Raw genomic sequence first — 26,414 nt, 5'->3', positions numbered from 1 at the left:
CCGCTTTCAGCTCATCATCTTCAATGCGTACGATGGCTCTGAGCCGGGAGCGCCTTTGCGGCAATGCAAGAAAATTCCCGAGCGCAAGGTCACATTAATGTCGGCTTTCGCTGGAGCCACTTGGTATGTTCGCGGCTGTAGCGAATGTCGGCTTCCCGCCGATTCTGTGGAAAAACAGACGATTGCGAGCGCAGAAATAGCCGTTCCAAATCGGGCGCATGCGCCTTTCCTGTCAGGCCTTTCGCATTTGCTGCGGTGCAGGAAAGATCTTGGCAAGTTTTCGGAGGTTCTGGGCGGTTGCGGCGAGGAGGAATTCGTCATTTGCGCCGCATGGGCCACGTAATCGGAGCCTCCCCAAGCCGAGGATGCGTTTGAGGTGCGCGAAGAGCATCTCGACCTTCTTTCGGAGCTTCATCGAGATGTCGTATTGCTTGGTTTTGGCGATGTCGCGCGCAACTTGACGGGCGTCTTCGTGTTCCTCGCGGGTGATGGACCGGAAGTCCATGTTCGGGCAGCAGCGTGACTTCGAGGGGCAGGCTTGGCAGGTAAGCTTCAGGCCGCGGTATTTGGCGACGCCCTTGCCGGTCGGCCCTCGGTTCGGATCGGAATAATTGCGGCGGAACTGCTTCAGTTCGTGACCCTCCGGGCAGATATATTGGTCGTTATTGGCGTCCCACTCGAAGTCCGCCCGCGTCCAGGTGCCGTCGTTGCGCCCGGAATGATCGAGCACCGGGATGTGGGGCGCGACTTTGCGATCAACCAGCCAGCCCAGCAGTGGCCCCGTGCCATAGGCAGTGTCCGCAATCAGCCGTTCGGGATGCAGGTCGAACCTAGTCTTCACCCGATCCAGCATGGTCTTGGTCGAGCCTACCTCGGCCTGCCGGATCGACCTGGTGGCTTCCACATCGATAATCACGCCATGATCCCTGTCGATCAGGTAGTTGTCGGAATAGCTGAAGAAAGCGGGCCCCTTGCGCGCGGCGGTCCACTGGCTGGCCGGGTCGGAATGGGAGGTGAACTTTGGCTGCACCTCGCTGGCCGCACCGAATGCTGCCTCGTCCAGCGTTTCGAGATACTCGCGCACGGCGCGGGGTGCATCCGCCGGATCGATGATCGCTGCGTCCCAGTCTTCCTTCGGCGTCGAGTTCTGTTTGTTGGCATCCGCTTCGATCAGGCTGGCATCGATGGCCATGCGCTGACCGCTGACAAGACCTTCCGCGATGCAACGCGCGACGGTCGTCTCAAATAAATGCCGTAGCAACTCGCTGTCGCGGAAACGCCCATGTCGGTTCTTTGAGAACGTCGAATGATCCGGGACCCGGTCACTCAGGTCGAGCCGGCAGAACCAGCGATACGCCAGGTTCAAATGCACCTCTTCGCACAACCGCCGCTCGGATCGGATGCCGAAGCAATAGCCGACCAGCAGCATCCGGATCAGCAGTTCGGGATCGACTGACGGGCGGCCTGTGTGGCTGTAGAAACCGGCAAGATGGGTGCGGATGCTGCTGAGGTCGACAAACCGGTCGATGGATCGAAGCAGGTGATCTTGGGGAACGTGTCCTTCTAGACAGAAGTCGTAGAATAGCGCTGGTTGAGCTTCCTGCCGCGGTCCCATCATCGCCGATCCTCCCGTCAGTTACAGGAATTGAATCAGCGCGATGTCCTTCGATCAAGGCGAGTTTTTCAACAAAATACGCCCGCTTTGTAGTCTCTCAGGTGAGATGCGTGAAGTTTGCAACTGCCTCCTGTGGCCCCACCCATCGCCTTCTAACATCTGCATCTAAGCGCTGAGACCCCTCAGCACCCCCTAAGACAGGATGCAGAATATGAGCCCCGCAACGTCCCCGACGACAAACTTCCTTCGCGACGCGATTCAGAACAGTGACAAGACACAACGCGAGATCGCCAAAGCTGCCGGTTTCGCCCACCCCAACGCCCTGTCGATGATGAAGACCGGCGAAACCAAGGTTCCGATCAGCCGCATTCCAGCTCTATCGGCAGTTTTGGAAGTCGACACCCGCAGGTTTCTGCAAATTGCACTACGCGAATACCACCCGGAAATCTGGATGACGCTCGACGAGTTCATGCGGCCTAATCTGTCGCAGATGGAAGAGGATATCTTGGAAACATACCACCTGGCTTTAGTGGATTATGACATCCCTTGGACTGAAGAGTTGAAGCGCACGCTGATCTCTGTCTTCGAGCTTGCTGCCGACAAGTCCGAGGAAATCTAAGGCTTCAGAACACTATACGGTCGGGCGGGCCACTCTGCCCGACCGCCTATCCTCTCTACAAGGATTAGCTCTCTCCAAGGACGGGCGTTTTCCGTGTCGCGGACACTGAACAACGCCCCCTATAGAGCGCCCATCCCACCTAAGGGTTCCTGCAACCAGGCGTCCATGGCGTCGTAGGCAAATAGGCAAAGACCCCGCCTTTCCCAAACTGGATCAACACCACCGCACGGCGCTGGAGACGTGCGAAAAGTTGTGCGCGCGGACTTGAAAGCAAAGCGCCGGTCCTTATTTCTGGTACGCTAATTTACCCATCGCACTGGATACGGAGGCGCATGATAGACCATCACGTCGAAATCGCAGAACGCGCAAGCGAGTTTCGCGAGCTCTTTGGAGGGCAAGAGTTCCTCGAAGACAGCATCATCGAAGCGACAGAACAGATCGGGCGGATAGCAGCGCTCCTCTACGGAGAGGCTGCGGCAGACACTGCACTTGATGCACTTGTCGGTGCCTGTCTGAGCGTGACCCGGAAAGGCGGCTGGCGCGACGCGCTTCAGGAAGAAGCCAATGGCATCTACTCGGAAACCCCTGCAGGCGCATTGCTCCACGACCTCACCGCCTACGCGGATTACGGCATTGTCCTCAACCTGTGTCGAACGGTTGAGCAACGGGAACAGGTTCTCCGGGAACAAGTCATGCTGGGCCGCGAGCTGCTCCACCTCGTCGGCGCATTGCTGCAGGAGGCAGAGAAATCCCCCCTCTGGCGGATCGTCACCAAGGCCCATGCGCGCTGGAAACTTGATCAGGGAGAGCCTTTGACCCGGGACGACCTTGTGCTGCTGTCTGGGCTGGCCGAGCAGAGCGTGCGCAATAGAATGGCCGAAAAGAACAGCGGCATAGACGGCACCAGCGACCACATAGAAGCCGACTCCGCGCTGCGATGGCTCAGCAAGCAGAAGAAGTTCGTAAGCTCCCTGTGGCGCTATCAGGACGACACAGATGTGATTGCTGACCTCGAGACCTATGTCGCCGAGCCTCTCTTTGTCCCCGTGGCCCCCGACAAGTCCGTCTTCCACCCCGGGCTCAAGAAAGACGGCGCCTATGTCGTTGGCGAGACTGGGTCCGAGCGGGAGTTTACCGACTTCGATGAGGCCCTTCGAGCCTTGCAAGCGATGCTGGTCCCGACCTGGCGGCGCCCAACCGAGAAAGGTCGATGGACGCAGGTCCGGGGCATCGATTGGCGGCGTGTCGATCGCGAGGAGCTTTGCGAAGTCAATGCTTAGTTGGCGCTGAACTACCAAGTAATTGCCGAAACCAAGCAAAGCCAATCGCTCAATGCGTCGAAAAATCCCCTCAGCAACCATCTACCGCCACCAAGCAGGCAACGGCGCACACTACAAATGGTGATAGACATGAACAAACGCGGACGACCAAACTACAATATCTTCAGTAAGCGCAAGAACCCTCCAAATAAGGTGAGAACGTTCCGCCAGTCTTTTCCGATACAGTCGCTTGTTATTGATGTTCGTCAAAACGCATGGCGCCGCGACTTCCCCAAAACATACAACGCGAAATACGTGGCGTGGTCAAATACGGTTGAACCAGGGGACGACTTTCGCACACCATTCTATCACGCAGAAAGAGCAATGCTTCTTTGCGGCAGAAAACTCCCAGAAAAACGTTACAACAGCGAAGGGATACCTGTTCGAGATCCATCTTTTTACGACACTTTCTTGTGGTTTCGGGACTTTTGCCATGAAGTCGTGAATGGGACTACCAAGACTGCGGTTGCTTGGGAGCGCCGCGGTCAAAAGCCGGATCCTGAGAAAATCTACCGAACCGCAGTCTCCGTTTTAACTGCACGTCGACTCATCAAGCACTCGGGAGGCGATCCTTGGTTCATACCCACATCAATCGCTATTTCACAGGTCTGGGAAGTCCTCTTCAACGAGCAAGAGGACCCAGACAGCATCAGGAAGCGTATGCCTGCGGTTACGTGGTTTTGCTATAAGTTTGCACGAGAACCTCGATTCAATTTCCCCGACGACAAGAATCCCATTTACAAACTATCGAGAACTCTTGAAAAGCAATACCCAGAATTCATGCCTAAAAAGCTCACCCGAGAAGAAATCGCGGCTTTGGACGAGGCAGAAGAAATCGCGTTCAACGACTTTCTCGCGGTGTTATTCAAGGTATATGGCGTGCCAGACGACGAGCTAATCGACACGACCGAAATCCCTTACCGGGAGGATTTGTACATACCGCGAAAGTGAGTGGCCCAACATTTGCACTGTGCTAGGTGTCGCAGCCCATGCGCGCGTTTACTCTATGTGTATGGCGTTGGTAATATCTGCCCCTGTCCGTAGCTATATGCAAAGGACAGGGGTGGTATATGCAATTTGAAACCTTGAATGAAACGCGGCGCTTGAGATTGAGCATTAAAGCAGGGTGCGTATTTGGGTTTGGCAGATGACCAGAACAGTTCAAGCGCTGTTCGCATCTGGACTTAGCCTTTGAGATGAATGGCCGCCTTCACGAACACGATGTGATGCCGCGAAACGTTGAGAACACACTGGCAGCACGACTGTCTTCGAGAGGCGGGCACCGCGTGATCTCCAGAAAAAGCCGATTCCGTGTCAACTTTTGTCAACTTGGCGTTAAATTAGCTGCCAAGACACGGGCGCACCGCTCAAATTGGCGCATCCAGCAAGCAACTTGGTCTCTACAAGCATGAGGCTTCAGGTGGCGGCAAATGAAGAAACACCACGCCGTGACAAACATGATCCTTGCAGGAAGCACAGCTTCAAACAGAGGTCCTCAAGGGGGCACTCTTATCGCTCGATTGCCGCGACATCGGCAGCGCCTCAAGTCTCTGCAAGTGGCTTCTCGCAAATCCGAAACTCGGGTCAAAACCACTGGCCGTCGGCAAAGGAGAGCCTCTCGATCGCCACATGCCTCCACGAGCGCCTGAGCGCCCCGTAGAACGGCCTCCAAGGCTCTCCGCACACCCTGACATCATGGAGCACAGAGACGCGCTGTACGGGCAACTGAACGACCCCAGCACTTTCAATCCGAGAGTGTCTTAGGTTTCGCTTCTCCGCGTCCCGGGAGCCACCTCAGTGGACATCGTTTCATGTGCTTGGAGGTTGAGTTGCCCATCCGTTTGTTGCTTCCCAGGCTCACCCCGGAGGTTGATACCTGCGGGTGAACCCTCCCTTTTCAATATACTTCCTACTTCAGGAATAATGGAGATGAAGTGAATGAATGAGACTTGATTGTATCTGGAGTAAGATAAAGGAAGGGAGGGTAGAGCACTGCCCCGCGGGATGGGACACGCCGTATCTTGTATTCCTGAAAACCATTTCCTCAAGATGTTGAATAAATCGGTAATGCCGATAGGCGCACAAACTCTCCGATAAAACCCGTCAGACCCCAGAATAATCGCCGATTTTCGCGGAGAGTTTTTCAGGGCGTTTGCAGCCTTTGAGACGCGTTCACGAGCGTCACAATCCGACGAAGAACTGCCTCTCCGTAGAGGTCTGCTTCTCACCAAAAAACACCTGCCGCAACGGTATCGCTGACTCTCTGTATGACCATAGCTGTCCCGGGGTGTTCAGGAGTTCGTCCGAGGCACTGATTCCATCCAAGGCATCGCTGTCAATGGCCTCCCTCACCACAGAAGGAGTCTCCGGCCTCAGAGAGCCCCTGAGAGCCGCGGAGCGGCTCACTGAGCGCCCGTTCAGCGCTCTGGCACCCCTCTTCCCTCGAAAAACCGCGCGGAACCCCTCCTCGGTCGCCTGAGCGCCCCCGTGATCTAACCCCGGAACGGATGCAGCACGGAACCTCGTCGCTTTCCGTGGCTGCCCTATGTGTCATTGCTTCATAGCCCGGGAGGTTAGCTGGTGCCGGTTGTCGCTTTTGAAGCCCACCCCGGAGGTCAGCTGGTGCCGGTTATCGCTTTTGAAGCCCACCCCGGAGGTCAGCTGCAGGGCACCCCCCCTTCTCTATGTCTTTCTATCTCGAAGAAGAAGCTGAAGAAGACTGGGGAAGGAATTCTATCTGGAGTAAGTATAAAGAAAGGAGGGTAAAGCGCTGCTCCGCGGGACGTTTTGCCTACATATTGGATGCCGCACCCATTTCGGAACAGTATATTGTGGTGGTTGGGCCTGATCAAGGGCACCAGAACTCTCCGTGAAAAAACCTCCAAAACCAAGTTTCACTCCTGAATACCCACATTCCAGGCTGATTTTCCCGGAGAGTTATTCAGGCTGATTTCAGCCCTTTCCAAACCTTTGATAACCCCAAACTGCGACCCAGTTGATCCCGTCCGGTCAGATCTGGTCTTTGCCAACAGACACCTGCCGCAATGCTCTCGCTGCCCCTCGGTAAGACCACGGCTTACCCCAGGAGTTCACCACTTCATTTGAGGCGTCGCTTTCAATGAACGCCTTGAGGCTGCCTCCGGGTGTTCGTTGCTGAAACTGCAAATAGGCGGCCTGCAATCGAACCGCGGCATCCCTTGCGGCTTTGCCTCGTGCCTTGATGGACGTTTCCCGCGCAGCACTCGTTTGCTGCTGGCGCATTGCCTCGGATCGCTGCACGGGTTTCTTCCCCAAGCCCAACGGCGCCAGGCGCTCAGAAATGAGCCGGTATCGGAAGCGCTCAGAGAGATCATTAAAGGGCTGTCCGGTTCGCACATCCCGCAACACATCCGCATGCTGCCAGAGCAACTGGACGACATCCCGTCTTGCTTGGGACGTCGTTGCGCGAAACAAGCGATTGTAGTCGTCCAGAACAAGGTGCGGTTGAGAGACGGATGTCCCGGCATTCCCCGCACGTCTTTTCAGAAGATCTACGAGGCACGGAATGTCATCAAGCGACCTGATCTTACGCGCGTAATCCCAGCCCACAATGTCGACCTGCGCTCGGTGTCGGTCTGCGGCATATCGCAGAGTATTCATTTGCGCACGGGCTGCAGGTTCTGACGTGATGTCTGCGACATGTCGCGGACCGGATGTGATCAAGAGATACCCTTGGAGGAACCCCATGCTTTTGCGCTCCATGTCTCGGAATTGACTGCTCTCGAACCGGCGCAGGGAAATCCCGGACAGGCCCACGCGCGCGCCCCACAATAACCCACAAATATTAGCAAATACAGTGTCTTGGACGCATTTTTGGGCCGACATCCGACTATGAATATGAGATAATGTAGCTCAGAGAATTCAGCGAGGTTTCATATATGCCCATATCCACGAAGACCGTCTCCGATGCCTGCCAAAGCTGGCTCAAGACCAGCGAGCGGAACGAACTCGAGCGGTCTACACTCAAGGCGTATCGCAGCCACGTGAACATCCACATTGACCCGAGGATAGGTCATCTTCTGCTCGAAGCCCTCTCCCGAAGCGATGTCCGCGACTTCATGTATGACATGCTCGATGACGGCGTGTCCCGGGCTCATGTAAAGAAGGTCATGGTCAGCCTGCGATCGATCCTCTCAGAGGCTGTCGACCGGGAATGGATCACCCACAATGTGGCATTGGATGTGAAGCTGCGTCGTAAGTCTCGAACTGCGGAAGATGAGAAGATTATCCCGACCAAAGACGAGATCAGGCTGATCATCGAAAACGCTCCCGCAAGCCATCGCGCGATGTTCATCACCGCAATCTTCACAGGCATGCGGATCTCTGAACTGCGCGGGCTGACATGGGACTGCGTCTACTTCGATCGTCGGGTCATCAAGGTCTCGAAGCGGGCGGACGAATTCGGGGCGATGGGAGCGCCCAAGAGCCGCGCTGGGCTGCGCGATATCCCTATGGCCCCAATTGTTCATCAGACGCTCTCAGCGTGGCGCTCAGAGGCTCTGGAGAACGATTTGGAGCTCGTCTTCCCGAATGGCGCTGGGCGGGTGCAGAACTACTCCAACATCTACAATCGTATCTTCAAGCCGATGCTGGTCGCAAACGGCATCGTGAACGATCGCGGGGAGGCGAAGTTCGGCATCCATGCTCTTCGGCATGCGGCGGCGTCGCTCTTTATCGAGCAGGGCTGGAACCCCAAGAAGATCCAGACACTGCTCGGACATGCCTCTATCACCATGACGATGGACACCTACGGGCATCTGTTCGAAAGCCCCGAGGAAGATGTCTCGTTGTTTGAGAAGCTGGAGAGCGATCTGTTGGCGGCATAGGCGCTCAATTGGGCTTAATGGATGGTATTTTCGCCCAGTAACTGACCTACTCTTCCATTCTTCAACAAATCATGTTTGCGGCGGCACGCGTCGCCGCAGTTTCTCAAGAGAGATATTCTCGCATGCTGGCGACGGAAGACCCTCTCAAACAACTGGGAAATTGCATCTTGAGAGCCTAGGATTGCCTGTCAAAGCGTCGATTGCATACCCCTTTGATCAATGCCTGATGGTGGCCGGAGATCATTGTGAACCGGCCATTTCACTTCTTACAGTCAGCCCGGACAACGCGTCCCGGCGAATTTGGTCAGATAATCTTCGCCTCAGTCGCCGACAGAATGTCGTCCCGTGCTACGCCTTTGGCACATTCCACAAGACGCAATCCACCCGGTGTAACGTCAAGCACACCGAGATTGGTGATGATGCGATCGACCACGCCCTTGCCGGTTAACGGCAACGTGCATTCCTTCAAGACCTTGCTTTCGCCGTGCTTGTTGGTGTGATCCATGACCACTATGACCCGGCCGACACCCGCAACAAGGTCCATCGCACCGCCCATACCTTTGACAAGCTTCCCGGGGATCATCCAATTGGCGAGATCCCCCTGTTCAGACACCTCCATCGCACCCAGAACTGCTGCGGCGATCTTGCCGCCCCTAATCATCCCGAAAGAAGTTGCACTGTCGAAGTAGCTGGTGCGCGCCAGCTCCGTGATCGTCTGCTTGCCGGCATTGATCAGGTCGGGATCCTCTTCGCCTTCGAATGGGAACGGACCCATTCCCAGCATACCGTTTTCGGACTGCAAGGTTATGTCCTTGTCGCCCACGTAATTGGCAACAAGCGTCGGGATGCCGATCCCAAGGTTCACATACATGCCGTCTTCGAGTTCCTCTGCGGCACGCGCCGCCATCTGATTGCGATCCCAAGGCATTATGCTTCCTCCCGCTTGCGCACGGTCCGCTGTTCGATGCGTTTCTCGTGGTTGCCCTGGATCAGACGGTGCACGTAGATCCCCGGAAGGTGGATGTGATCCGGGTCGATGGAGCCGCGCGGCACGATCTCCTCGACCTCGGCCACGCAGACCTTGCCGCACATGGCGGCGGGCGGATTGAAATTGCGGGCGGTCTTGCGGAAAACAAGGTTGCCGGTGTCATCGGCTTTCCACGCCTTGACGATGGATAGGTCGGCAAAGATGCCCTCTTCAAGGATGTAGTCCTTGCCGTTGAACTGCTTGACCTCCTTGCCCTCGGCAATCTGGGTGCCGACACCGGTCTGGGTGTAGAATCCGGGGATGCCTGCACCGCCAGCCCGCATGCGCTCGGCCAGTGTGCCTTGCGGGTTGAATTCTAGCTCCAGTTCTCCGCTCAGATACTGACGCATGAACTCGGCATTCTCGCCTACGTAGGACGACATCATCTTCTTGATCTGGCGTGTGGCGAGCAACTTGCCGAGACCGAAGTCATCGACGCCTGCGTTATTGGAGGCAACGGTCAGATTCCTGACCCCGCTTGCCACCAGTGCGTCGATCAGGAGCTCAGGGATTCCGCACAAGCCAAAGCCCCCGGCGGCGATCAGCATGCCATCTTTCAAGAGACCGTCCAGCGCCTCAGAAGCCGTTTTAAAGACCTTTTTCATGCGGCTCGTCCTATTGTTGCAGCTTTTGGCACCGGCAATCCAAGAATACGACGCGCCTCCTGCCATGTTGCGACGGGGCGGTTATTCTTGTCACAGATATCGACAGCGCGGCGCACCAGTGCTGCATTGCTAGAGGCCAGCGTGTCGCGGTTTAGACGCACATTGTCTTCAAGCCCGGTGCGGGCATGTCCACCAGCGGCAATGGCCCATTCGTTCAGCGTCAATTGGTTCGCCCCGATTCCAGCCGCACACCACGGGGCGTCGTCCCCGAACAGCCGCCGCACCGTGTGGATGTAGTAGTCGAACACGTCCCGATCGACCGGCATGGCGTTCTTCACGCCCATTACGAATTGGATATACGGCGTTCCGGCAAGTTGACCTTTGTCGGCCATTTCCTTGGCTTTGAGAATGTGGCTCAGATCGAAAGCCTCAATCTCGGGTTTGACTCCGTAGGTCAGCATTTCGGAGGCCAGCCAATGGACGAGGTCCGGCGGGTTCTCATAAACGCGGGTCGGAAAATTGTTCGAGCCAACCGAGAGCGAGGCCATGTCAGGCCGCAAAGGCAACATCCCACCGCGTGTCTGCCCCGCGCCGGAACGGCCCCCGGTCGAGAACTGAATGATCATGCCAGGACAGTGCTTTTCAATCCCGTCTTTAAGCGCCGCGAACTTTTCCTGGTCCGAAGACGGGGTTTCATCGTCGTTGCGCACATGGGCATGCACGATGGTGGCACCGGCCTCAAACGCTTCGTGCGTCGACTCCACCTGTTCCGACACGGTGATCGGCACAGCCGGATTATTCGTCTTGGTCGGCAGACTGCCGGTAATCGCGACGCAGATGATGCAGGGGTTTGTCATATTGTCTTTCCGCTGTGCCAAACCGAACGGGCCGGCTTGGTGTGATCAATGATCTGTCAGGATGCCGCGACTGCGCGGACAGGCGCTTTTGTCTGGCTTATAGCGTCAAGTGCGAGACGCTCTTCTTCGGTGAAAAACATCCACGCCGCATCGGACGACTTGTGCTTCTCGCATCCCGGACAGGGGTTTCCTTCGTTCTTGCACATGGCTCCTCCTCCCGTGCTGTGATTTCGATTAGGCAGCTTCGGCCGTTGAGATCGACATCCTGCCGAGCGCATCGATAAAGAACGGGCGGAAGCCTTCGGGATGTTCGCTCATCGGGAAATGACCCAGCTCGTCCATCACGGCGAGCGTCGCACCCGGAATGGCGTTTGCCGTACGTTTCGCGTCCTCCGGCGTACAGGTCAGGTCATAGGCACCGACAATGATGTGGACCGGGGTCTTGCCCGTGTCGATGGTGGGAAGACGCGGGATAAGGCTTTCATCCTTGGTGTAGAAGCTCAGATCGCCCCGGAACACACCTGGCCCGCTCTGCATGAACATCCAAAGGGTGTTCCAACGCTCTGCATTTGGTGCGAAGGGCGAGATATTCGCTGACACAAGAGCGGCACCCATTTCGCCACCATGGGCGTCAGGGCGGTGGAACCAGTCGATGTCGTACCACGCGGGCTGGAAGTCGGAGGCTTCGATCGCAATGAAGCCGCTGAACTTGTGGCCATGCCGCGCGGCGAGTTGCAGTGCGATACGTCCGCCCATCGAACAGCCCGCCAGAACGGGTCGGTCCAGACCCAATCCATCGATCACCGCCAGTACGGTTTCGATATAGGCGTCGGTGGTCAGAAGGTATTCTTCGGTCTCAAACCCTTCGGGCGGCAGGGATTTGCCGTGCCACGGCATGTCGAACGCAATCAGACGGTTCGCAGCGGTGATCTCGGCGTCGTTCATCAGGTGCCGCCACTGGCGGGTGTCGGCCCCGGCTGTGTGCAGGCAAAGAACAGGACGCCCCTGCCCGGCTTCCTCGAAGTAGATGCGGCGCTGAGTGCCTTGGACAGTGACGGTCAGATAGCGACCCGTGATCGGTTCGATGCTCATGCTGCCACCTCCTCTGATGCGCGAGCGAGGCCCATGACCTCTTTGAAGAACCGCAGGTTCTTGACGAGGCTCAGGATGTCCCCGTCGATGCGACCACGACCGATCTTCACCAGCCCGAAAATATCGTGAAAGCCCGGTGCGGGGCGGGCCTTCCAGAACTGTGCCAGCGCTTCGCCATCGGTGCGCAGCGCAAAACGCCACGGTGTCTTGCGGCTTGGGCCTTCCACAATCGACGTGATCCGGCCCTTTTCGAAGGTCAGGTAGTATTCGTCGCCCTCTACATCGATCAGGACGGTCTCGGAGAACAGCCGCCCAAGGCGCAGCAGATGCGGCGCGCCGTCAAGGCGGGTCTGGATATGTGTGAAGGTGTCGATCACCTGCGCCTCCCATGTGGTCATGTGCTGGGGGCTTTGGTGACATGCGCCAGCGCCCCCACGCCATGCCGGTCAGGGTATGGGTCAATACTCTGCGTCCGGTATGCGCCGAGGCACCGTTGTTTTCCTGATTTGCGCGGTTTGTGGTATTACTCGATACCGCCCGAGGCATTGGGTGAAGGCTCGGTTTCGATGAAGTCTGGATGGCGACGGGAGGCAGATTTGCCCACCGACATCGACCCACAGACTGCCAGGAGGAGGAATTAACCCATGGGCATCGTCAACCAAGACAACATCACAGACGTCGTGATCAACAGCCTCGGAAAACACGGCACCATCACCGACCGCGAGCGTGAAATAGCGACCTCGCTGATCAAGCACCTGCATGGCTTCATCAAAGACGTGAAGCTCCAGCACAGCGAATTCCTAGCTGCATGCGATTACCTCGCCCGCGCTGGCAAACTCTGTAATGACAACCGCCAGGAATTCATCCTGCTGGGCGATATCCTTGGCGTCGAAGTTCTGGTCGACATGATGACCAACCCCATCGAAGGTGGCGAAAGCGAATCCACTGTGCTCGGCCCGTTCTACCGCGAGAACCCGCCGGTACTGCCCAAAGGTGGCTCCACCATCCAGAAGCACTACGACAACGAGGAAACCGCTTATTTCGAAGGCTACATCAAGGACGAAAACGGCAACGGAATCGCCGGTGTGACGCTCGACGTCTGGGAAGATGCACCGAACGGCATCTACGAAAACCTTGACCCGGATCAGCCGGAATACAACCTGCGCGGCCGCTTCGAGACCGACGAGAACGGCCACTACGCCTTTGTCGCCGTGCGTCCTGTTCCTTACCCGATCCCGGACGATGAAACGGCGGGCGAACTGCTGCGCTTTATGGGTCACCACCCGAACCGCCCGGGCCACATGCACTTCATCATCTCGAAGGACGGCTACCGTCCGCTGATCAGTCAGATTTACGACGCAGACAGCGCATGGCTCGAAGAGGACTCCGTCTTTGCAGTCAAGGAAAGCCTGATCGGCAAGTTCAAGCCTGCGCCTGAAGGCCTTGGCACCGACTTGCATTTCGAATTCGACTTCGTGCTCAAGACTGAAGCCGCAGTTCAGGCTGTCGCGGCCGAGTGATCTCCCATCACCTCCCTGTATACTGGCCCCCGTTAGATCGGGGGCCTTTTTTCGTTTGTGAGATCAGCAGGATCGCATAACGTCTCACTTTGGGGAGAGGCGCTATATGAACTTCAAACAACTGACCTATTTCATTGCAGTGGCCGAAGAACTGCATTTCGGCCGTGCCGCCGAACGCCTGGACATGGCGCAACCCCCGCTCAGCCGTCAGATCAAACAGCTCGAGGAAGACCTGGGCGCGATCCTCTTCAACCGGGGCCGGAGCGCGATTTCTTTGACGCAGGCGGGCGAACGGTTGCTCGCGCGGGGCAAGTCGATCTTGGCGCAGCTTGAGGACACGCAGCTTGAGGTCCGCCGCTTGGGGCAAGGAGCCGAAGGACGTCTGCGGATCGGGTTCGTCGGCTCGGCCACCTTTGGCATCCTGCCCAACATCATTCGATCGTACCGGGCGAATTACCCAGAGGTGAACCTCAGCCTTATTCCCATGAACAATGCCGATCTGCACCGGGCTTTGGTCTCGCGCGAGTTGGATGTCGTCTTTGCCCGCCCGACTTTGAAAGACCCCGAATTCCTGTCAAAGCATCTGGTCGAGGAAAAACTGATCCTCGCCCTTCCCGACATCGTGGACACGGGCACGCGGACGGTAGCCAAACTCGAACGGCTTATGACGCATCACCTGATCCTTTATCCGGAACGCCCCCGGCCAAGCTATGCGGACATGGTGCTTAAGGCTATTGAAGATGCCGGTTTCGAAGCGCCTTTGCGGATCTGGTGTATGGACCTGCAAACGGCACTGAGCCTTGTTGCGGTTGGTGAAGGCGTGTGCGTGGTCCCTGAATCGGTCGCAAATGCGCCACGCAAAGGAATGAAATTCCTAAACATCGAACCGGAGATCGCGCGGACTGAATTATCTGTGAATTATCGCGTCGATGAACAGGGCGTACACGTCAAGAATTTCGTCAATATTGCACAGAAGGTGGCGCGCAAGATGTTCTAGGCCGATCGGCCCGGCGAGCGGGCCGATCGTTTACACACCCAGCCAAGTGTGCTGCGCGTCTTCGTCGGCCTTGATGTCGTTGGCGCTGCCGGTCCAGACGATCTGGCCCTTACCGACGATCACAACGTCATCGGCGAGCGACGTGGCAAAGCCGAAGTTCTGCTCGACGATGATCATCGACAGGCCCGCCGCTTTCAGGTCTTGCAGCTTGTCGTGGATCAGCTTCACGATGATCGGTGCAAGCCCCTCGGTCGGCTCGTCAAGGATCAGTAGCTTTGGATTCATCAACAGACCGCGGGCGATGGCGAGCATCTGCTGTTCCCCGCCGGAGAGTTGCGTGCCGCCATTGTCCATCCGCTCGCCCAGACGCGGGAAAAGATCGAGCACCCGCTCCATCGTCCAGTCCGCCCCGGCACCGCCAAACCGCTTGGCCGCGATCTCGAGGTTCTCCCGCACCGTCAGCGACGGGAAGATGTCCCGCGTTTCGGGGACATAGGCGATCCCGCTCTTGGCGATGCCAAAGGGCTGGCCGGCCATCGGTTTGCCCTCGAACAGGATTTCCCCGGACTTGAGCGGCAACAGCCCCATGATGGCCTTTAGCGTCGTGGATTTTCCAGCGCCGTTACGACCAAGGATGGCAAGCACCCGGCCCGCCTGCGCCTCAAGCGACAGGCCATAAAGCACTTGCGTTTCGCCATAACCGGACTCGATTGCGTTCAGGTTAAGCATCTTCCCAGTTCCCCAGATAAATGTCCTTAAGCAGTTTAGATCCCCGTGCCGCTTCGGGCAGGCCATCAAACACAACCTCTCCGTAGTTCAGGACGGTGATCGTGTCGGCCACATCAAAGGCGAGATCCATGTCATGCTCGATGATCAGCATGGTCAGATCGCGCGGCAGGTTGTTGAGTAGGTCGTGAAACCCTTTCGACATTTCCGGCCCGACGCCACTGGTAGGTTCGTCCATCAGCAACACCAGGGGCCGCGTGGCAAGTGCCACACCAACCTCAAGCTGGCGGCGCACGCCGTAGCTGATTTCAGACACCTTAGCGTGGATGTAGGGCATCAGGTTCACCTGTTCCGCCACCTCGTTCACGATCTCGCGCACCTCGGGTTTGGCAAGGCTGTCAGACCATAGCTGGGTCGCGTTGCCGGTGTGAACTGCGGTGGCCAGACCGAGGTTTTCCTCCACCGTTAGCCCGTCGAACAGCGTATTCTTCTGATAGCTACGCGACAGACCGCGACGGGCGCGTTTGGCAACTGGCAGAGCAGTAACGTCTTCTCCCGCCAGATGCACCGATCCGCTGTCCGGTGTAAGTTCGCCGACAAGCTGGTTGAACAGCGTCGTCTTGCCCGCACCGTTCGGTCCAAGTATGATCCGGCGTTCGCCACGTTCGAGTTTGAGCGATACGTTGCGTGTGACATGGACGGCGCCAAAGCTCTTGTCCAGATTGCGAGTCTCAAGCATCTCCAAGCACCTCCTTGGCTTCGGGTTTGCGGGTCGTGTCAGACAGACGGCGTTCGATCCGGTCGCCCCAGCGGGCCTCGATCCAGCCAAAGATCCCGTTGGCACGGCTCATGACGACGGCGATCAGGATGACGCCTACGACAAGGTGCCAATAGGTTGTGACAGCGCTCAGTTCGTGCTTGAGCACGACAAAGGCTGCAGCACCAACCAGCGGGCCGACAAGCGTGCCCAAGCCGCCAAGGATAACGACAACCAGCGCCTCGCCCGAGACAGTCCAGCTCAGAAGACCAGGCGAGATATACATGATGTGCTGTGCGGCCAGGACGCCGGCGAGCCCCGCGATCATACCCGACAGGCCGAACACATCCGCCTTCACGCGCCAAACAGTCAGGCCCAAAGCGCGCATGCGCTGCTCGTTGTGCATGACGCCTGTCAGCGACCGGCCCAGACCAGAGCGCAGGATCAAAACCGACACCCCGTAGATCGCCCCGAGGACAACAAGACAGAACAGAGCAAAGCTGCGGCTGTCGTTGAGGTCGATGCCGACAAAGCTCAGATCAAGCCGTGCGATCCCGCCCAGCCCGTCATCACCGCCAAAGATCGGCGCTTCGAATACGTAGGAATAGGCCATCTGCCCGAAAGCGAGCGTCGCCATGATGAAGTAGATGCCATGGCTGCGCGAACAGATCGCACCGATGGCCCAGGCAATGGCACCAGTCAGGGCCACCGCCCCTACCATCGCCACCGGAGGCGCGATGCCAGCCGTAGTTGACAGAAGGGCATAGGCATATGCCCCCACCCCCATCAGCGCGCCGTGGCAGAGCGAGACCATGCCGCCAAAGCCCGCGACGATGTCCAAAGCCAGAACCAGCATGGCAAGGATCAGGATCTCTGTCAGGATTTCCAGACCGAAATACTCGGCCGTGAACGCCTGGAACAGTGCAGCCGAGGCCAGCAGCACCAGAACGGCATAGCGAAGTGTGTTGTGACGAAACATGCGCTTATCCTTTCGCCGGAAAGAGGCCCACAGGCTTGATCACAAGGACTGCAGCCAACAGGGCGTAGATGAGAACAGATGCCAATTGCGGCGCAAGAACAGCGCCGAAGGTCTGTACGAAGCCGTAGATCAGCGACCCGGCAACCGCGCCTTTCAGTGACCCAAGCCCGCCGATCACGATGACGATCAGCGTCGGGATCAGGATTTGCAGGCCCATATCCGGCGTCACGCTCAACAGCGGTGCCGCGACCGCGCCCGCCAGACCCGCCAGCGCACAGCCAAAGCAAAAAACCATGAAGAACAGGCGTTCCACGTTGATGCCCAGACAGGCTGCCATGGCATCGTTATCGACACCCGCGCGGATCATCGCGCCTATCTGTGTACGTCCCAGGACAAACGCCAAAGCGCCAAAGATCGCGAGGCCCATAACGATGATAAACAGCCGGTAGGTCGGGTATTCGACGCCCAGAAACGCCAGCCGGCCATCCAGCAAAGCAGGCACTTCGATGGCCAGCGCAAGATCACCCCAGAAGATGCGCGTCAGGTCGAGCATCGCAAAAATCAGCCCGAAAGTGACCAGAACCTGCGCCATCGGGCCGGACTTGCGCATCCGTTTGATCAGACCGGAATACAGCAGGATTCCAATACCGGCCACCACTACGGGAGCCAGAAAGAACCCCATCCAGTAGCCGCCCACGGCGGTCAAGGAAGCAGCGAAATATGCACCCAACGCGTAGAGTGAGCCATGCGCGAGGTTCACGAAATGCATCAACCCGAAGATGACCGTCAGGCCGATGGAAAGCAGAAACAGAAGCATGGACAGTTGCAGCGCGTTCAACGCCTGAAGTGTCCAGAAGCCAAGATCATGTGCCATGAGAGGTCCTCCTCGGACAGTGCGACCCGGCCGCTGGCAAGCGACCGGGCTGTACGGGTCAGTTGGAAACCGGAGCCATCTCGCAGCCGTTGACCGGGTCAGCCTCTGCCGAAAGCTGGGCCAGAACCTTTTGGGTCAGGCTGTCTTCGCCCGCGACCGTTTCGTAGACATAGATCGGCTGAATGACATTGTTCGTCGACGGATCGATCGACAGCGGCCCGCGCGGGCCTTCGAACTTGACGCTGCGCAGCGCGTTGGCCAGAGACGCGCGATCCGATGCACCGGTCTTGGTGGCTTCAATCAGCGCGCGGGCTGCATCATAGCCTTGAACGGCAAATTCCGACGGCACGCGACCGTTTGCAGCTTCGAAGGCATCCGCAAAGGCGGCATTTGCCGGGCTGTCGATAGTCGGCACGTAATGCAGCGCGGTTATCACGCCTTCGGCCGCTGGGCCTTCGGCATTTACATAAAGCGGCGATGTCAGGAAGCCGGAGCCATACAGCGGCAATTCTGCTTTCAGGCCAAAGCTGTCATATTGTTTGACAAACGAAATTGCTTCGCCGCCTGCGTAAAACACATAGACCGCATCTGCGCCGCTTGCCTTGGCCTGGGCAAGGTAGGGGCCGAAATCCTGCGTTTTCTGAAACGGGGTGAACTCCTGTCCAACCACTTCGCCACCGGCAGCGGTAAAGCTTGCGGTGAAGGCGTCAATCATCTGGCGACCCGCTGCATAGTCGGGGGCAAGCGTATAAACCTTGCCGATGCCCTGTTCGTGCATCCACATGCCCATCGGGCGGTTGACCTGGCTGTTTGAGAACGACATGCGCGTGATGAAGGGCGAACAATCGGCTCCGGTCGCTTCGTCGTTGCCCGCGTTGGCCACAATCAGCGGTACGCCCGCACCGTGCACCATGTCACGTACTGCTCCAAGAACACCCGAGCTGACGATCCCGGCGATGACATCGACATCGTCCTGAAGGATCATTTTCTTGGCCTTGCCCAGAGCGACCGGCGGTTTCACTTCGGTGTCTTCACGAACGATTTCGAACGTAGCGTCGGTCTCGCCGCCGAACTGTTCAAGAGCCAGATTGAAGCCTGCCTCGATCTCGTTACCAAGGGCGGCGTAAACGCCAGAGAAAGGAAGCAGCAGTCCGACTTTGATGTCTTCGGCAGCAGCAGGCATAGCAATGCTGGTGGCAAGCCCGAGGGCCGCCAGTGTCGCGCGTTTCATTGTGGTATTCCTCCAGTTGTGTTGCAGACCCCTCCTCAGGGCCTATCCAAGATCGCCCCCACCTACCGGCACTGTGACACCGGTGATGTAGGAGGCATCGTCCGACGCAAGAAACAGGATCGGTCCTGCCTGCTCGTCGAGCGTTCCGTATCGTTTCATGAATGAGGACTGGATCGTCTGATCGACGATGGTCTTGTACCAGTCTTCGCGTTGTTCCTCGGCTGCATTCGGGTTGCGCGGCACAACGCGCGGCGGTGCTTCGGTGCCGCCCGGGGCGGTTGCCACCACCCGGATGCCGCGTTCTGCCACTTCCCAGGCAAGGCTTGCGGTGATCGCATTCACGCCGCCTTTTGCCGCAGCATAGGGCACGCGGTTGAGGCCCCGTGTGGCGATGGACGAGACATTGACGATCACACCGCTTTCGCGTGGAAGCATCCGCTGGATCGCAGCCCGGCAGCAGTAGAGCGTCGGGAAGAGAGACCGGCGCACTTCCGCGTCGATCTGCTGCGGTTCATAATGCTCAAACGGTTTGGCCCAGATCGTGCCACCCACGTTGTTCACAAGAATGTCGATGCCGCCCCACAGGTCCACCGCCTTCTGCATGGCCTTGTCGCAGCCCACCCAGGTCTCGAGGTTGACTGAGATCGCATCTGCCGTCCCACCCGCCGCGCGGATCGCCTTCACGACCTCCTTGCGCGCGGGCGAGCGGTCGACGATCAGCACCTTGGCCCCATCGACCGCGGCGCGCTCGGCGACACGGCGGCCGATGCCTTGCGCGGCACCGGTCACGACCATGACCTTGTCCTCAAACCGGCGTGTCATGCCGCTTCGGCCTTCTCTTCGGTCGGGTTGAACTTCTCGTAGTAGAAATTCGCAGGTTCCACGCCCAGCTTGCCGAAATGCGCGCGCACCGCGTCCACCATCGGGGGCGGACCGCAGAGATAGACGTCGCAATCACCGTCGTTGAGATCTTCGCCTGTGACGTGATCCGTAACAAAGCCCTTACGCTCGTGCGCGTCGTCCTCGGCGGCAAGGATCGTGATGACCGTCACGTTGCCGATTGCCTCCGCCAGGGCGTTCACGCGGTCCAGTTCCACAAGGTCGGCGGCGCGGGTCACAGCGTAGTAGAGCGTGATCGGATGATCCGACCCCTGCTCCGCCACCTGTTCCAGCATCGACAGGAACGGGGCGAGGCCCGTGCCGCCAGCCAGCCAAAGCTGCGAGCGTTCGATAGGGCGCAGGTAGAACGCGCCCATCGGTCCGGTCAGGGTCACTGCGTCGCCCGGTTGGGAGCGGTCGCCCAGATAACTGCTCATCACGCCACCTGGCAGGTTACGGATGAGAAAGGTCGCCTCGTCTGCACCAGGGGCGGACGAGAAGGAATAGGAGCGGTGCGATGCGGTACCGGGAACGGTGACGTTCACGTACTGCCCCGGCAGGAAACCCATCGGCTTGGCGAGTTTGACGCGGAGGCCAAAGGACGTCTCGGACAAGCGATTCACGCCCAGCACTTCGCCCTCGACAGCTTCGGGTGCGGTCTTGCAGACAGCCGACGATGCCGGAACCCGAAGAACGCAGTCGCTTTCGGGGATCATCTGGCAGGTGAGGACATAGCCTGCTTCGGCTTCCTCATCGCTCATGGACTCGTCCATGTAGAATTCCAGCTCGTACTCGCCCTTTTCTGCAAAACACTTGCAGGTGCCGCAGACGCCGTCACGGCAATCCATCGGCAGGTTGATCTTCTGGCGGAAGGCGGCATCTGTCACCTTCTCGTCGTCATCGCACTGGATGACGCGGGTGACGCCATCTTCGAAATTCAGGGCAACGTTGTAGGTCGTCATGGCATGCTCCTTCCTTGGCCGCGCACCTGACACGGTGCGCGGAGGTCTTCAGGTTCCCGATATGACGGGGATCAGATGTGGTAGACGTCGATCACGTGGTGGATGTGATCGTTCTTAAGGACCACCTTCTTGTCGGTGATCAGCGGCTTCGGACCACTGGTGTCGACCGTGTAGAACGACGTGCCCCAGTGCTGGTCTGTCTTGCCATAGCGATAGCTCAGCGTCTGCCAGTTGAAGCGAAGCTTGATCTCGCTGCCTTCGCGGCTCAGCACTTCAATGCCAGACAGGTAGTGGTTGGTGCGCGGTTCGGGCAGCGATGTGGCGGAGGACCGGTCAGTCTTGATTCGGAACACGCGGTCCTCAATCCCCTGCTTGTTCGGGTAGAACATCAGGGACATCTCGTTCTGCGGGTCTTCGGTCAGGGTGTCGTAATCATCCCAGGCTGGCATCCAGAACGGGCAGTCCTTGTGATAGAAGGTCAGCCATGTGTCCCAGTCGCGGTCGTCCAGAGCACGGGCTTCGGCGAAAAGAAACGCCTGGATCTCGTCGTAGCTCATAGCTGCAAATGTGGCCGGTCGTTCAAGTGTAGCGATGCTCATTGTAATTCCTCCTCATTCGGCCGCGACAGCCGCGCCCGGCGCGGTTTCGCGTTCCTTGGCGATGGCCGCGCCCATGCGCTCGGACCAGTTTGAATGTTGGATGACGAACAGGCCTTCATCCTCGGTTCGAGCCCCAGACAGGACCGGGTTGATACCCAGCGCTTTGGCATCTTCGTCCGGGCCATCGATCCACTGGGTCGCGCCACGGGTCAGGTCGTTCCACTTGGCGTGAGCGGCACCGGCATAGCCGCGCTGTGTTGCCCGGAATTCCTCGGTGTCGTCCGGGGTCGCCATGCCGGAGGCGTTGAAGAAGTCCTCGTACTGGCGGATGCGGCGGGCACGAGCTTCCTGGCTCTCGCCTTTGGGGGCGATGCAGTAGATCGTCACTTCGGTCTCATCGACGCTGATTGGACGGAAGACGCGGATCTGGCTCGAGAACTGGTCCATCAGGAATACGTTCGGGTAGAGGCAGAGGTTGCGCAGAACGCCCACCATCCAATCGGCCTTGGTCTTGCCATACTGCTCGCTCCATTCAGCGAGGCGCGGATAGTTCGGGCGGTTGGTCGGGTCTGCCCATTCGGTCCAGAGCAGAATGTGGCCGTTCTCGTAAGCGTGGAACCCGCCGCGCTGCTTGGCCCATTTGGATGCGTCGGTCGCCTTGATGTTGTCTTCCTTACCATCATCGGTGCGGTGCGCGGTGGTGGCGACATAGTTCCAATGCACAGCGGACACGTGATAGCCATCGGCGCCATTCTCTGCCTGAAGCTTCCAATTGCCGTCATAGGTGTAGGTCGACGATCCGCGCAGCACTTCAAGGCCTTCATCGGCCTGATCGACAATCATGTCGATCATCTTGCGCGCCTCGCCAAGGTATTCCTCAAGCGGTTTCACATCGGCGTTGAGCGAGCCGAACAGGAACCCGCGATAGTTTTCGAAACGGGCGACCTTGGTCAGATCGTGGGAGCCGTCCTTGTTGAACTGCTCGGGGTAACCCGCACCCTTGGGATCCTTGACCTTGAGGAGCTTACCGGTGTTCGAGAAGGTCCAGCCGTGGAACGGGCAGGTAAAAGTCTTCTGGTTGCGGCGCTTGAAGCGGCACAGCTGTGCACCGCGATGCGAGCACGCATTGACCAGCGCATGCAACTCGCCATCCTTGTCGCGGGTGATGACAACCGGCGTGCGTCCCATGGTCAACGTGAAGTAATCGCCCGGCTCGGGGATCTGGCTTTCATGCGCCATGTAGATCCAGTTGCCCTCGAAGATGTGCTTGATTTCAAGCTCGAACAGTTCTTCGTCGGTGAAGATATCCCGGCGACAGCGGAACACTCCGTTTTCCGGGTCGTCCTGTATCGCGCCGTCGAGGCGGGCCTCGAACTCATCGAGATTAGATTGGGTGAACATCAGTCGTCCTCCTCCTGACTGCCGCGACGTGTTCTTTTAGCGTCTCGGCTGGGTTAGTTTTGGTGTCGTGGGTTATTCGCCCGCGACGGCTGTGATGGTTCTTCCGACATCGCGGCGGAAGAATGCGATCTTGTCGGGGTCGAGCGTGACCCCGATGCCCACGCCTTTGGGAATTTCGACGCAGAAATCGCGATATACGATCGGCTTCGCGAGGATTTCGTCGGTGAGGAGAAGGGGTCCGAACAGTTCGGTACCCCAGCTCAGGTGTTCCGTGGTTGCGAAGAGCTGCAGTGCGGCGGCAGTACCCAGCCCGGTTTCGAGCATCGTGCCGCCGTACAGGCCAAGACCCGCCGCCTGCCCGATCGCGATCACTTCGGAGGCGCGCTTCAGACCGCCCGATTGCGCCACTTTCACGGCAAACACATCGGCTGCGTTCGCGCTGACCACGGCCAACGCATCTTCAGGGCCGTTCAGCGCCTCATCCGCCATAACGGCGATCTCGTAGCCGCTGGAGAGTTCGGCCATTGCCCGGCGGTAACGCGCGGGGACGGGCTGTTCGACCAGCTCGCACCCTGCATCCTGAAGCCCTTTCAGACCCCAACGCGCGTCCTGGAGAGACCACGCAGTGTTCACGTCGACGCGAACGCTGGCGGCGTCCCCCACCGCCTGCTTGATCCGTGCTACATGGGCCACGTCATCGCGCACCGACCTCTTGCCAATCTTCAACTTGAAGATGTTGTGGCGGCGGGTTTCGATCATCTCATGGGCTTCGGCAATGTCGGTTTCCGAGTTGCCGGATGCCAGAGTCCAGGCCACGGGCAAACGCTCGTGCACGGCACCACCGAACAACTGCGCCACAGATACGCCGAGCCGCTTGCCCAGCCCGTCCCAAAGCGCGATTTCCACAGCGGTCTTTGCGATACGGTTGCCTTTGACCAGCTTGTCGATCAAATGAACCGCAGCATTCACACTATCGGCGTCCCGCCCGATCAAGGCAGGCGCGATATAGGTGTCGATGGCCGACTTGATGCCTTCGGGACTTTCCGGCCCATAGCTCAGACCTCCAATCGTGGTGCCCTCGCCGATCCCTTCCGAGCCGTCGGAAAAGCGGACAACGACCACAACGGCTGTTTGCGTCCGCATTGTCGCCATGGACAACACATGTCCCCGGATGGTCGGGATATCGAGGATCATGGTTTCGATCTGGTCGATCTTGGTCACGAGGGTGTTCCACATCTTGTCGTTTCGTTGCGATGCAGATTGCTCATGTGGGCCTGTTTCTGTCGATGATGGCCCGGGTCTCGGGTGATACCCTGACGCGGTATCAACGGAACCAGTCCGACAAAAAAGGCGCCGCGGTATGCGACGCCGTTTTTCAAAGCGGAAAAACCCGTTGTGAGGCTACGCCACTTTCGTCGCGCGTACCGCCGAAGGTTGGATCACCCGCAACCCCGAGCGACTGTTGACCACCTTTGATGCAAAAACCTTATCGCTCACCATTTCGGCCGTCACGGCCGATAAGGTCCAGCCCAGATGGCCGTGCCCGGTGTTGTAGAACACCCTATCCCGCCCCCCCTGCCCGACCTTTGGCATCATGTTCGGCATCATCGGGCGCAGACCCGCCCACGGAATCGCATGTTCGGTGCTGACACCGGGGAAAAACCGTTCGCACCATTTGACCAGCGGACGGATCCGATCATCGCGGATATCGAGGTTGTAGCCGTTGAACTCCGCCGTGCCGGCGATGCGGAAGCGATCTTTGCCCAGGCGGCTGGTCACAACCTTGGCCTCATCATCCAGAAGGCTGATCCAAGGGGCTGCGCGCTGGCTGTCCTCGTCATCCAGGCGGACGGTGATCGAATAGCCTTTGACCGGATAGACATTCACCCGGTCTCCGAGTTGCGCACCGATCCGTCGGCTTTCGACACCGGCACAAACGACAATCGCGTCAAACGCTTCGGTCTGGCTTTCGTTGTTCCGGCTCCAAGTGATGCGGACGCCGTTGTCATCAACGTCGATCGCATCGACATCGGTGCCGAACCGCAGGACCGCGCCACCGGCTTCGATGGATTTGGCGAGGCCCGTCGTATAGCGATGAATGTCCCCAGTGAAATCGCTCTCGGTGTAGTAACCGCCATAGAAGTCGCCGCTCAGCGTCGGTTCAATCTGACGGACTTCTTCCGGCGCCACCGCGCGACGGTCCAATCCTCCCTCGGCGAGCAGCTTGTTCACCTCGGTCGCGTGGTCGAACTCGGCCTTGTTGGTGTAGATGTGCAGGATGCCGCGGTCTTCGCAGTCGAAGTCGAACCCGTGCCGCTCTGCCTTTTCCCGCAATAGCCCCCGCGCGGCGATGGCCATGCGTGTGGTCTCAATGGTGTTCGCCCGGTATTGCGGGATCGACGCCACGAATTCCGCCATCCAACTGTATTTGTGCCAGCTTGGCTTGGGATTGACGAGCAAGGGCGCGCCGCGTGTCATCATCCACTTCATGCCTTTGAACACGGTGGACCAGCGGTTCCACGTTTCGGCATTCGAAGCCGAGAGTTGCCCGCCATTGGCGAAGGAGGTCTGCATCGCGGCATAGCGGTTGCGGTCGAACAGAGTCACATCATAGCCTCGGTCCATGAGGCTGGATGCGGTTGTCACGCCGGTGACCCCGGCGCCGATTACGGCAAGTCTGGTCATGGTATCCTCCCGCGACCCAAGGTTTCGTCCTGCCGGATGGCAGGTCCAATCCCCTCTGTCGCGGGTCGCGAACAGGGTCGCAGCGCGCTTCAGACGCCCTTGCCGATCACAGTCCTTTTGCCTGAGAGGTTCCGGGGGGTTGCTCCTTCGGCGCCGATGCGATCGGCCTCTCCTGTGTCAGCTTGGTAGGCGCTATCAGGTAAGCCGGATGATATTCTCAAGTCAAGACTATTTTAACCTGATGCCTTATTGACTTCCCGATCAAGAGCCTGACTATAGTCTTCCGAAGTGACCCAGTTTCCCAGACGCTCGAGAATCTCGTTTAAGGCCCGCAGCTCCTGAGAGGATAGTGGATCGGTCAGAATTACCTCCAGCCGGTCAGACAGGCGCCGCGCCACCTGGCGTACCTCTTTGCCTTTCCCGGTTGTGAAAAGCAGAAACACCCGCGCATCCTCGGTCGAGTTTTCGCGAGTGATCAGCCTTGACCCGATCAGGTTCTGAAGAATACGCGACGTCAAACTCCTCTCGAAACCGGTTATTTTGGCGATTTCCGCAAAGGTCGTCCCCGGTGTGTCGTCGATCAGGCGCAGCACGCGCAGGTCGCGGATGTGGCAACCGGTTTCCTGAAAGAAGATCGCGTCATTTGCCGTGATCGCCTGCTGGGCCACGATGTTCAGCTTGTAGGTCAACCGCTCGTTCTTGAAGGGTTTGTCCATCTGCGCCTCGCCGTTTCACGTCTGGTCGATACCGAAAAGGTATCAACCGTTACCCAAATCCAAGCACGAAATAGTCTTAACAAACAACT

Annotated in this window: 25 protein-coding genes and 1 riboswitch; of the genes, 7 read left to right on the top strand and 18 right to left on the bottom strand. The window is 58.4% G+C overall.

Features of this window, described 5'->3' with window-relative positions; all coding sequences use genetic code 11:
* Nucleotides 1-232 precede the first annotated feature (232 nt).
* Nucleotides 233-1,618, bottom strand: a complete 1,386-nt coding sequence (locus MGEO_RS03565; RefSeq protein ID WP_085635345.1) for an IS1182 family transposase — start codon at nt 1,616-1,618, stop codon at nt 233-235.
* 208 nt (nt 1,619-1,826) lie between these two features.
* Between MGEO_RS03565 and MGEO_RS03560 the strand changes: the two genes are divergently transcribed.
* From MGEO_RS03560 to MGEO_RS03540, 5 genes are all read left to right on the top strand, one after another.
* Nucleotides 1,827-2,234 (top strand): helix-turn-helix domain-containing protein, encoded by a 408-nt coding sequence (locus tag MGEO_RS03560; RefSeq protein WP_085635344.1) that lies wholly within the window; start codon nt 1,827-1,829, stop codon nt 2,232-2,234.
* Between the two features lie 332 nt (nt 2,235-2,566).
* On the top strand, nt 2,567-3,514 hold the full coding sequence (locus MGEO_RS03555) for a hypothetical protein (RefSeq protein ID WP_085635343.1): 948 nt from the start codon (nt 2,567-2,569) through the stop codon (nt 3,512-3,514).
* Entirely contained in the window at nt 3,515-4,504 is a 990-nt protein-coding gene (locus tag MGEO_RS21110; protein ID WP_143746231.1) for a hypothetical protein, read from the top strand.
* Nucleotides 4,505-6,703: 2,199 nt separating this feature from the next.
* On the top strand, nt 6,704-7,216 hold the full coding sequence (locus MGEO_RS21105; protein ID WP_143746230.1) for a hypothetical protein: 513 nt from the start codon (nt 6,704-6,706) through the stop codon (nt 7,214-7,216).
* A 254-nt stretch (nt 7,217-7,470) separates the two neighbouring features.
* The gene (locus MGEO_RS03540) at nt 7,471-8,418 is read left to right on the top strand and encodes a tyrosine-type recombinase/integrase (RefSeq protein WP_085635340.1); all 948 of its coding nucleotides are present in this window, start codon (nt 7,471-7,473) and stop codon (nt 8,416-8,418) included.
* Between the two features lie 304 nt (nt 8,419-8,722).
* On the opposite strand, the gene MGEO_RS03535 is transcribed toward MGEO_RS03540, so the two are convergent.
* From MGEO_RS03535 to MGEO_RS03515, 5 genes are all read right to left on the bottom strand, one after another.
* The gene (locus MGEO_RS03535; RefSeq protein WP_085635339.1) at nt 8,723-9,346 is read right to left on the bottom strand and encodes a CoA transferase subunit B; all 624 of its coding nucleotides are present in this window, start codon (nt 9,344-9,346) and stop codon (nt 8,723-8,725) included.
* Complete coding sequence (locus MGEO_RS03530; RefSeq protein WP_085635338.1) at nt 9,346-10,050, bottom strand: CoA transferase subunit A; 705 nt, start codon at nt 10,048-10,050, stop codon at nt 9,346-9,348. The genes MGEO_RS03535 and MGEO_RS03530 overlap by 1 nt, the downstream gene beginning before the upstream one ends.
* Nucleotides 10,047-10,907 (bottom strand): BKACE family enzyme, encoded by an 861-nt coding sequence (locus MGEO_RS03525; protein WP_085635337.1) that lies wholly within the window; start codon nt 10,905-10,907, stop codon nt 10,047-10,049. The genes MGEO_RS03530 and MGEO_RS03525 overlap by 4 nt, the downstream gene beginning before the upstream one ends.
* Before the next feature lie 234 nt (nt 10,908-11,141).
* Nucleotides 11,142-11,999 carry an alpha/beta fold hydrolase gene (locus MGEO_RS03520; RefSeq protein ID WP_085635336.1) on the bottom strand — a complete coding sequence of 286 codons (858 nt, stop codon included), beginning with the start codon at nt 11,997-11,999 and terminating at the stop codon, nt 11,142-11,144.
* Nucleotides 11,996-12,397 (bottom strand): hypothetical protein, encoded by a 402-nt coding sequence (locus tag MGEO_RS03515; RefSeq protein ID WP_085635335.1) that lies wholly within the window; start codon nt 12,395-12,397, stop codon nt 11,996-11,998. Before MGEO_RS03515 ends, MGEO_RS03520 begins: the two co-directional genes overlap by 4 nt.
* A gap of 246 nt (nt 12,398-12,643) precedes the next feature.
* Between MGEO_RS03515 and MGEO_RS03510 the strand changes: the two genes are divergently transcribed.
* Nucleotides 12,644-13,519, top strand: a complete 876-nt coding sequence (locus MGEO_RS03510; RefSeq protein WP_085635334.1) for a dioxygenase family protein — start codon at nt 12,644-12,646, stop codon at nt 13,517-13,519.
* Between the two features lie 106 nt (nt 13,520-13,625).
* The gene (locus MGEO_RS03505; protein ID WP_085635333.1) at nt 13,626-14,516 is read left to right on the top strand and encodes a LysR family transcriptional regulator; all 891 of its coding nucleotides are present in this window, start codon (nt 13,626-13,628) and stop codon (nt 14,514-14,516) included.
* Nucleotides 14,517-14,546: 30 nt separating this feature from the next.
* On the opposite strand, the gene MGEO_RS03500 is transcribed toward MGEO_RS03505, so the two are convergent.
* The 12 genes from MGEO_RS03500 to MGEO_RS03445 all read right to left on the bottom strand — a co-directional run bounded on the left by MGEO_RS03500 (nt 14,547) and on the right by MGEO_RS03445 (nt 26,325).
* Nucleotides 14,547-15,245, bottom strand: coding sequence for an ABC transporter ATP-binding protein (locus MGEO_RS03500; RefSeq protein ID WP_085635332.1), 699 nt, complete (start codon nt 15,243-15,245; stop codon nt 14,547-14,549).
* A complete protein-coding gene (locus MGEO_RS03495; RefSeq protein WP_085635331.1) occupies nt 15,238-15,981 on the bottom strand; it encodes an ABC transporter ATP-binding protein in 744 nt (247 codons plus the stop codon). The genes MGEO_RS03500 and MGEO_RS03495 overlap by 8 nt, the downstream gene beginning before the upstream one ends.
* Nucleotides 15,974-16,978: a branched-chain amino acid ABC transporter permease gene (locus MGEO_RS03490; RefSeq protein WP_085635330.1), complete on the bottom strand. Its 1,005-nt coding sequence runs from the start codon at nt 16,976-16,978 to the stop codon at nt 15,974-15,976. The genes MGEO_RS03495 and MGEO_RS03490 overlap by 8 nt, the downstream gene beginning before the upstream one ends.
* A 4-nt stretch (nt 16,979-16,982) precedes the next feature.
* Nucleotides 16,983-17,852 carry a branched-chain amino acid ABC transporter permease gene (locus MGEO_RS03485; RefSeq protein ID WP_085635329.1) on the bottom strand — a complete coding sequence of 290 codons (870 nt, stop codon included), beginning with the start codon at nt 17,850-17,852 and terminating at the stop codon, nt 16,983-16,985.
* A gap of 58 nt (nt 17,853-17,910) precedes the next feature.
* Nucleotides 17,911-19,083 (bottom strand): ABC transporter substrate-binding protein, encoded by a 1,173-nt coding sequence (locus MGEO_RS03480; protein ID WP_085635328.1) that lies wholly within the window; start codon nt 19,081-19,083, stop codon nt 17,911-17,913.
* A gap of 42 nt (nt 19,084-19,125) precedes the next feature.
* Nucleotides 19,126-19,905: a benzoate diol dehydrogenase BenD gene (benD, locus tag MGEO_RS03475; protein ID WP_085635327.1), complete on the bottom strand. Its 780-nt coding sequence runs from the start codon at nt 19,903-19,905 to the stop codon at nt 19,126-19,128.
* Nucleotides 19,902-20,924 (bottom strand): benzoate 1,2-dioxygenase electron transfer component BenC, encoded by a 1,023-nt coding sequence (gene benC / locus MGEO_RS03470; RefSeq protein ID WP_085635326.1) that lies wholly within the window; start codon nt 20,922-20,924, stop codon nt 19,902-19,904. Before benC ends, benD begins: the two co-directional genes overlap by 4 nt.
* A 71-nt stretch (nt 20,925-20,995) precedes the next feature.
* Complete coding sequence (benB, locus tag MGEO_RS03465; RefSeq protein ID WP_085635325.1) at nt 20,996-21,523, bottom strand: benzoate 1,2-dioxygenase small subunit; 528 nt, start codon at nt 21,521-21,523, stop codon at nt 20,996-20,998.
* A gap of 12 nt (nt 21,524-21,535) precedes the next feature.
* Nucleotides 21,536-22,924 (bottom strand): benzoate 1,2-dioxygenase large subunit, encoded by a 1,389-nt coding sequence (gene benA / locus MGEO_RS03460; RefSeq protein ID WP_085635324.1) that lies wholly within the window; start codon nt 22,922-22,924, stop codon nt 21,536-21,538.
* A 72-nt stretch (nt 22,925-22,996) separates the two neighbouring features.
* Nucleotides 22,997-24,160 (bottom strand): muconate/chloromuconate family cycloisomerase, encoded by a 1,164-nt coding sequence (locus MGEO_RS03455; protein ID WP_085635323.1) that lies wholly within the window; start codon nt 24,158-24,160, stop codon nt 22,997-22,999.
* 165 nt (nt 24,161-24,325) lie between these two features.
* A complete protein-coding gene (locus MGEO_RS03450; RefSeq protein ID WP_085635322.1) occupies nt 24,326-25,609 on the bottom strand; it encodes a D-amino acid dehydrogenase in 1,284 nt (427 codons plus the stop codon).
* Between the two features lie 99 nt (nt 25,610-25,708).
* A riboswitch (glycine riboswitch) is annotated at nt 25,709-25,794 on the bottom strand.
* Nucleotides 25,795-25,842: 48 nt separating this feature from the next.
* Nucleotides 25,843-26,325 carry a MarR family winged helix-turn-helix transcriptional regulator gene (locus MGEO_RS03445; protein ID WP_085635321.1) on the bottom strand — a complete coding sequence of 161 codons (483 nt, stop codon included), beginning with the start codon at nt 26,323-26,325 and terminating at the stop codon, nt 25,843-25,845.
* Nucleotides 26,326-26,414 lie beyond the last annotated feature (89 nt).

The organism is Marivita geojedonensis (assembly GCF_002115805.1).
GTDB lineage: Bacteria > Pseudomonadota > Alphaproteobacteria > Rhodobacterales > Rhodobacteraceae > Marivita > Marivita geojedonensis.
Note: the sequence above shows the minus strand (reverse complement) of the source record. Positions and strands in the feature narration are given on the sequence as shown.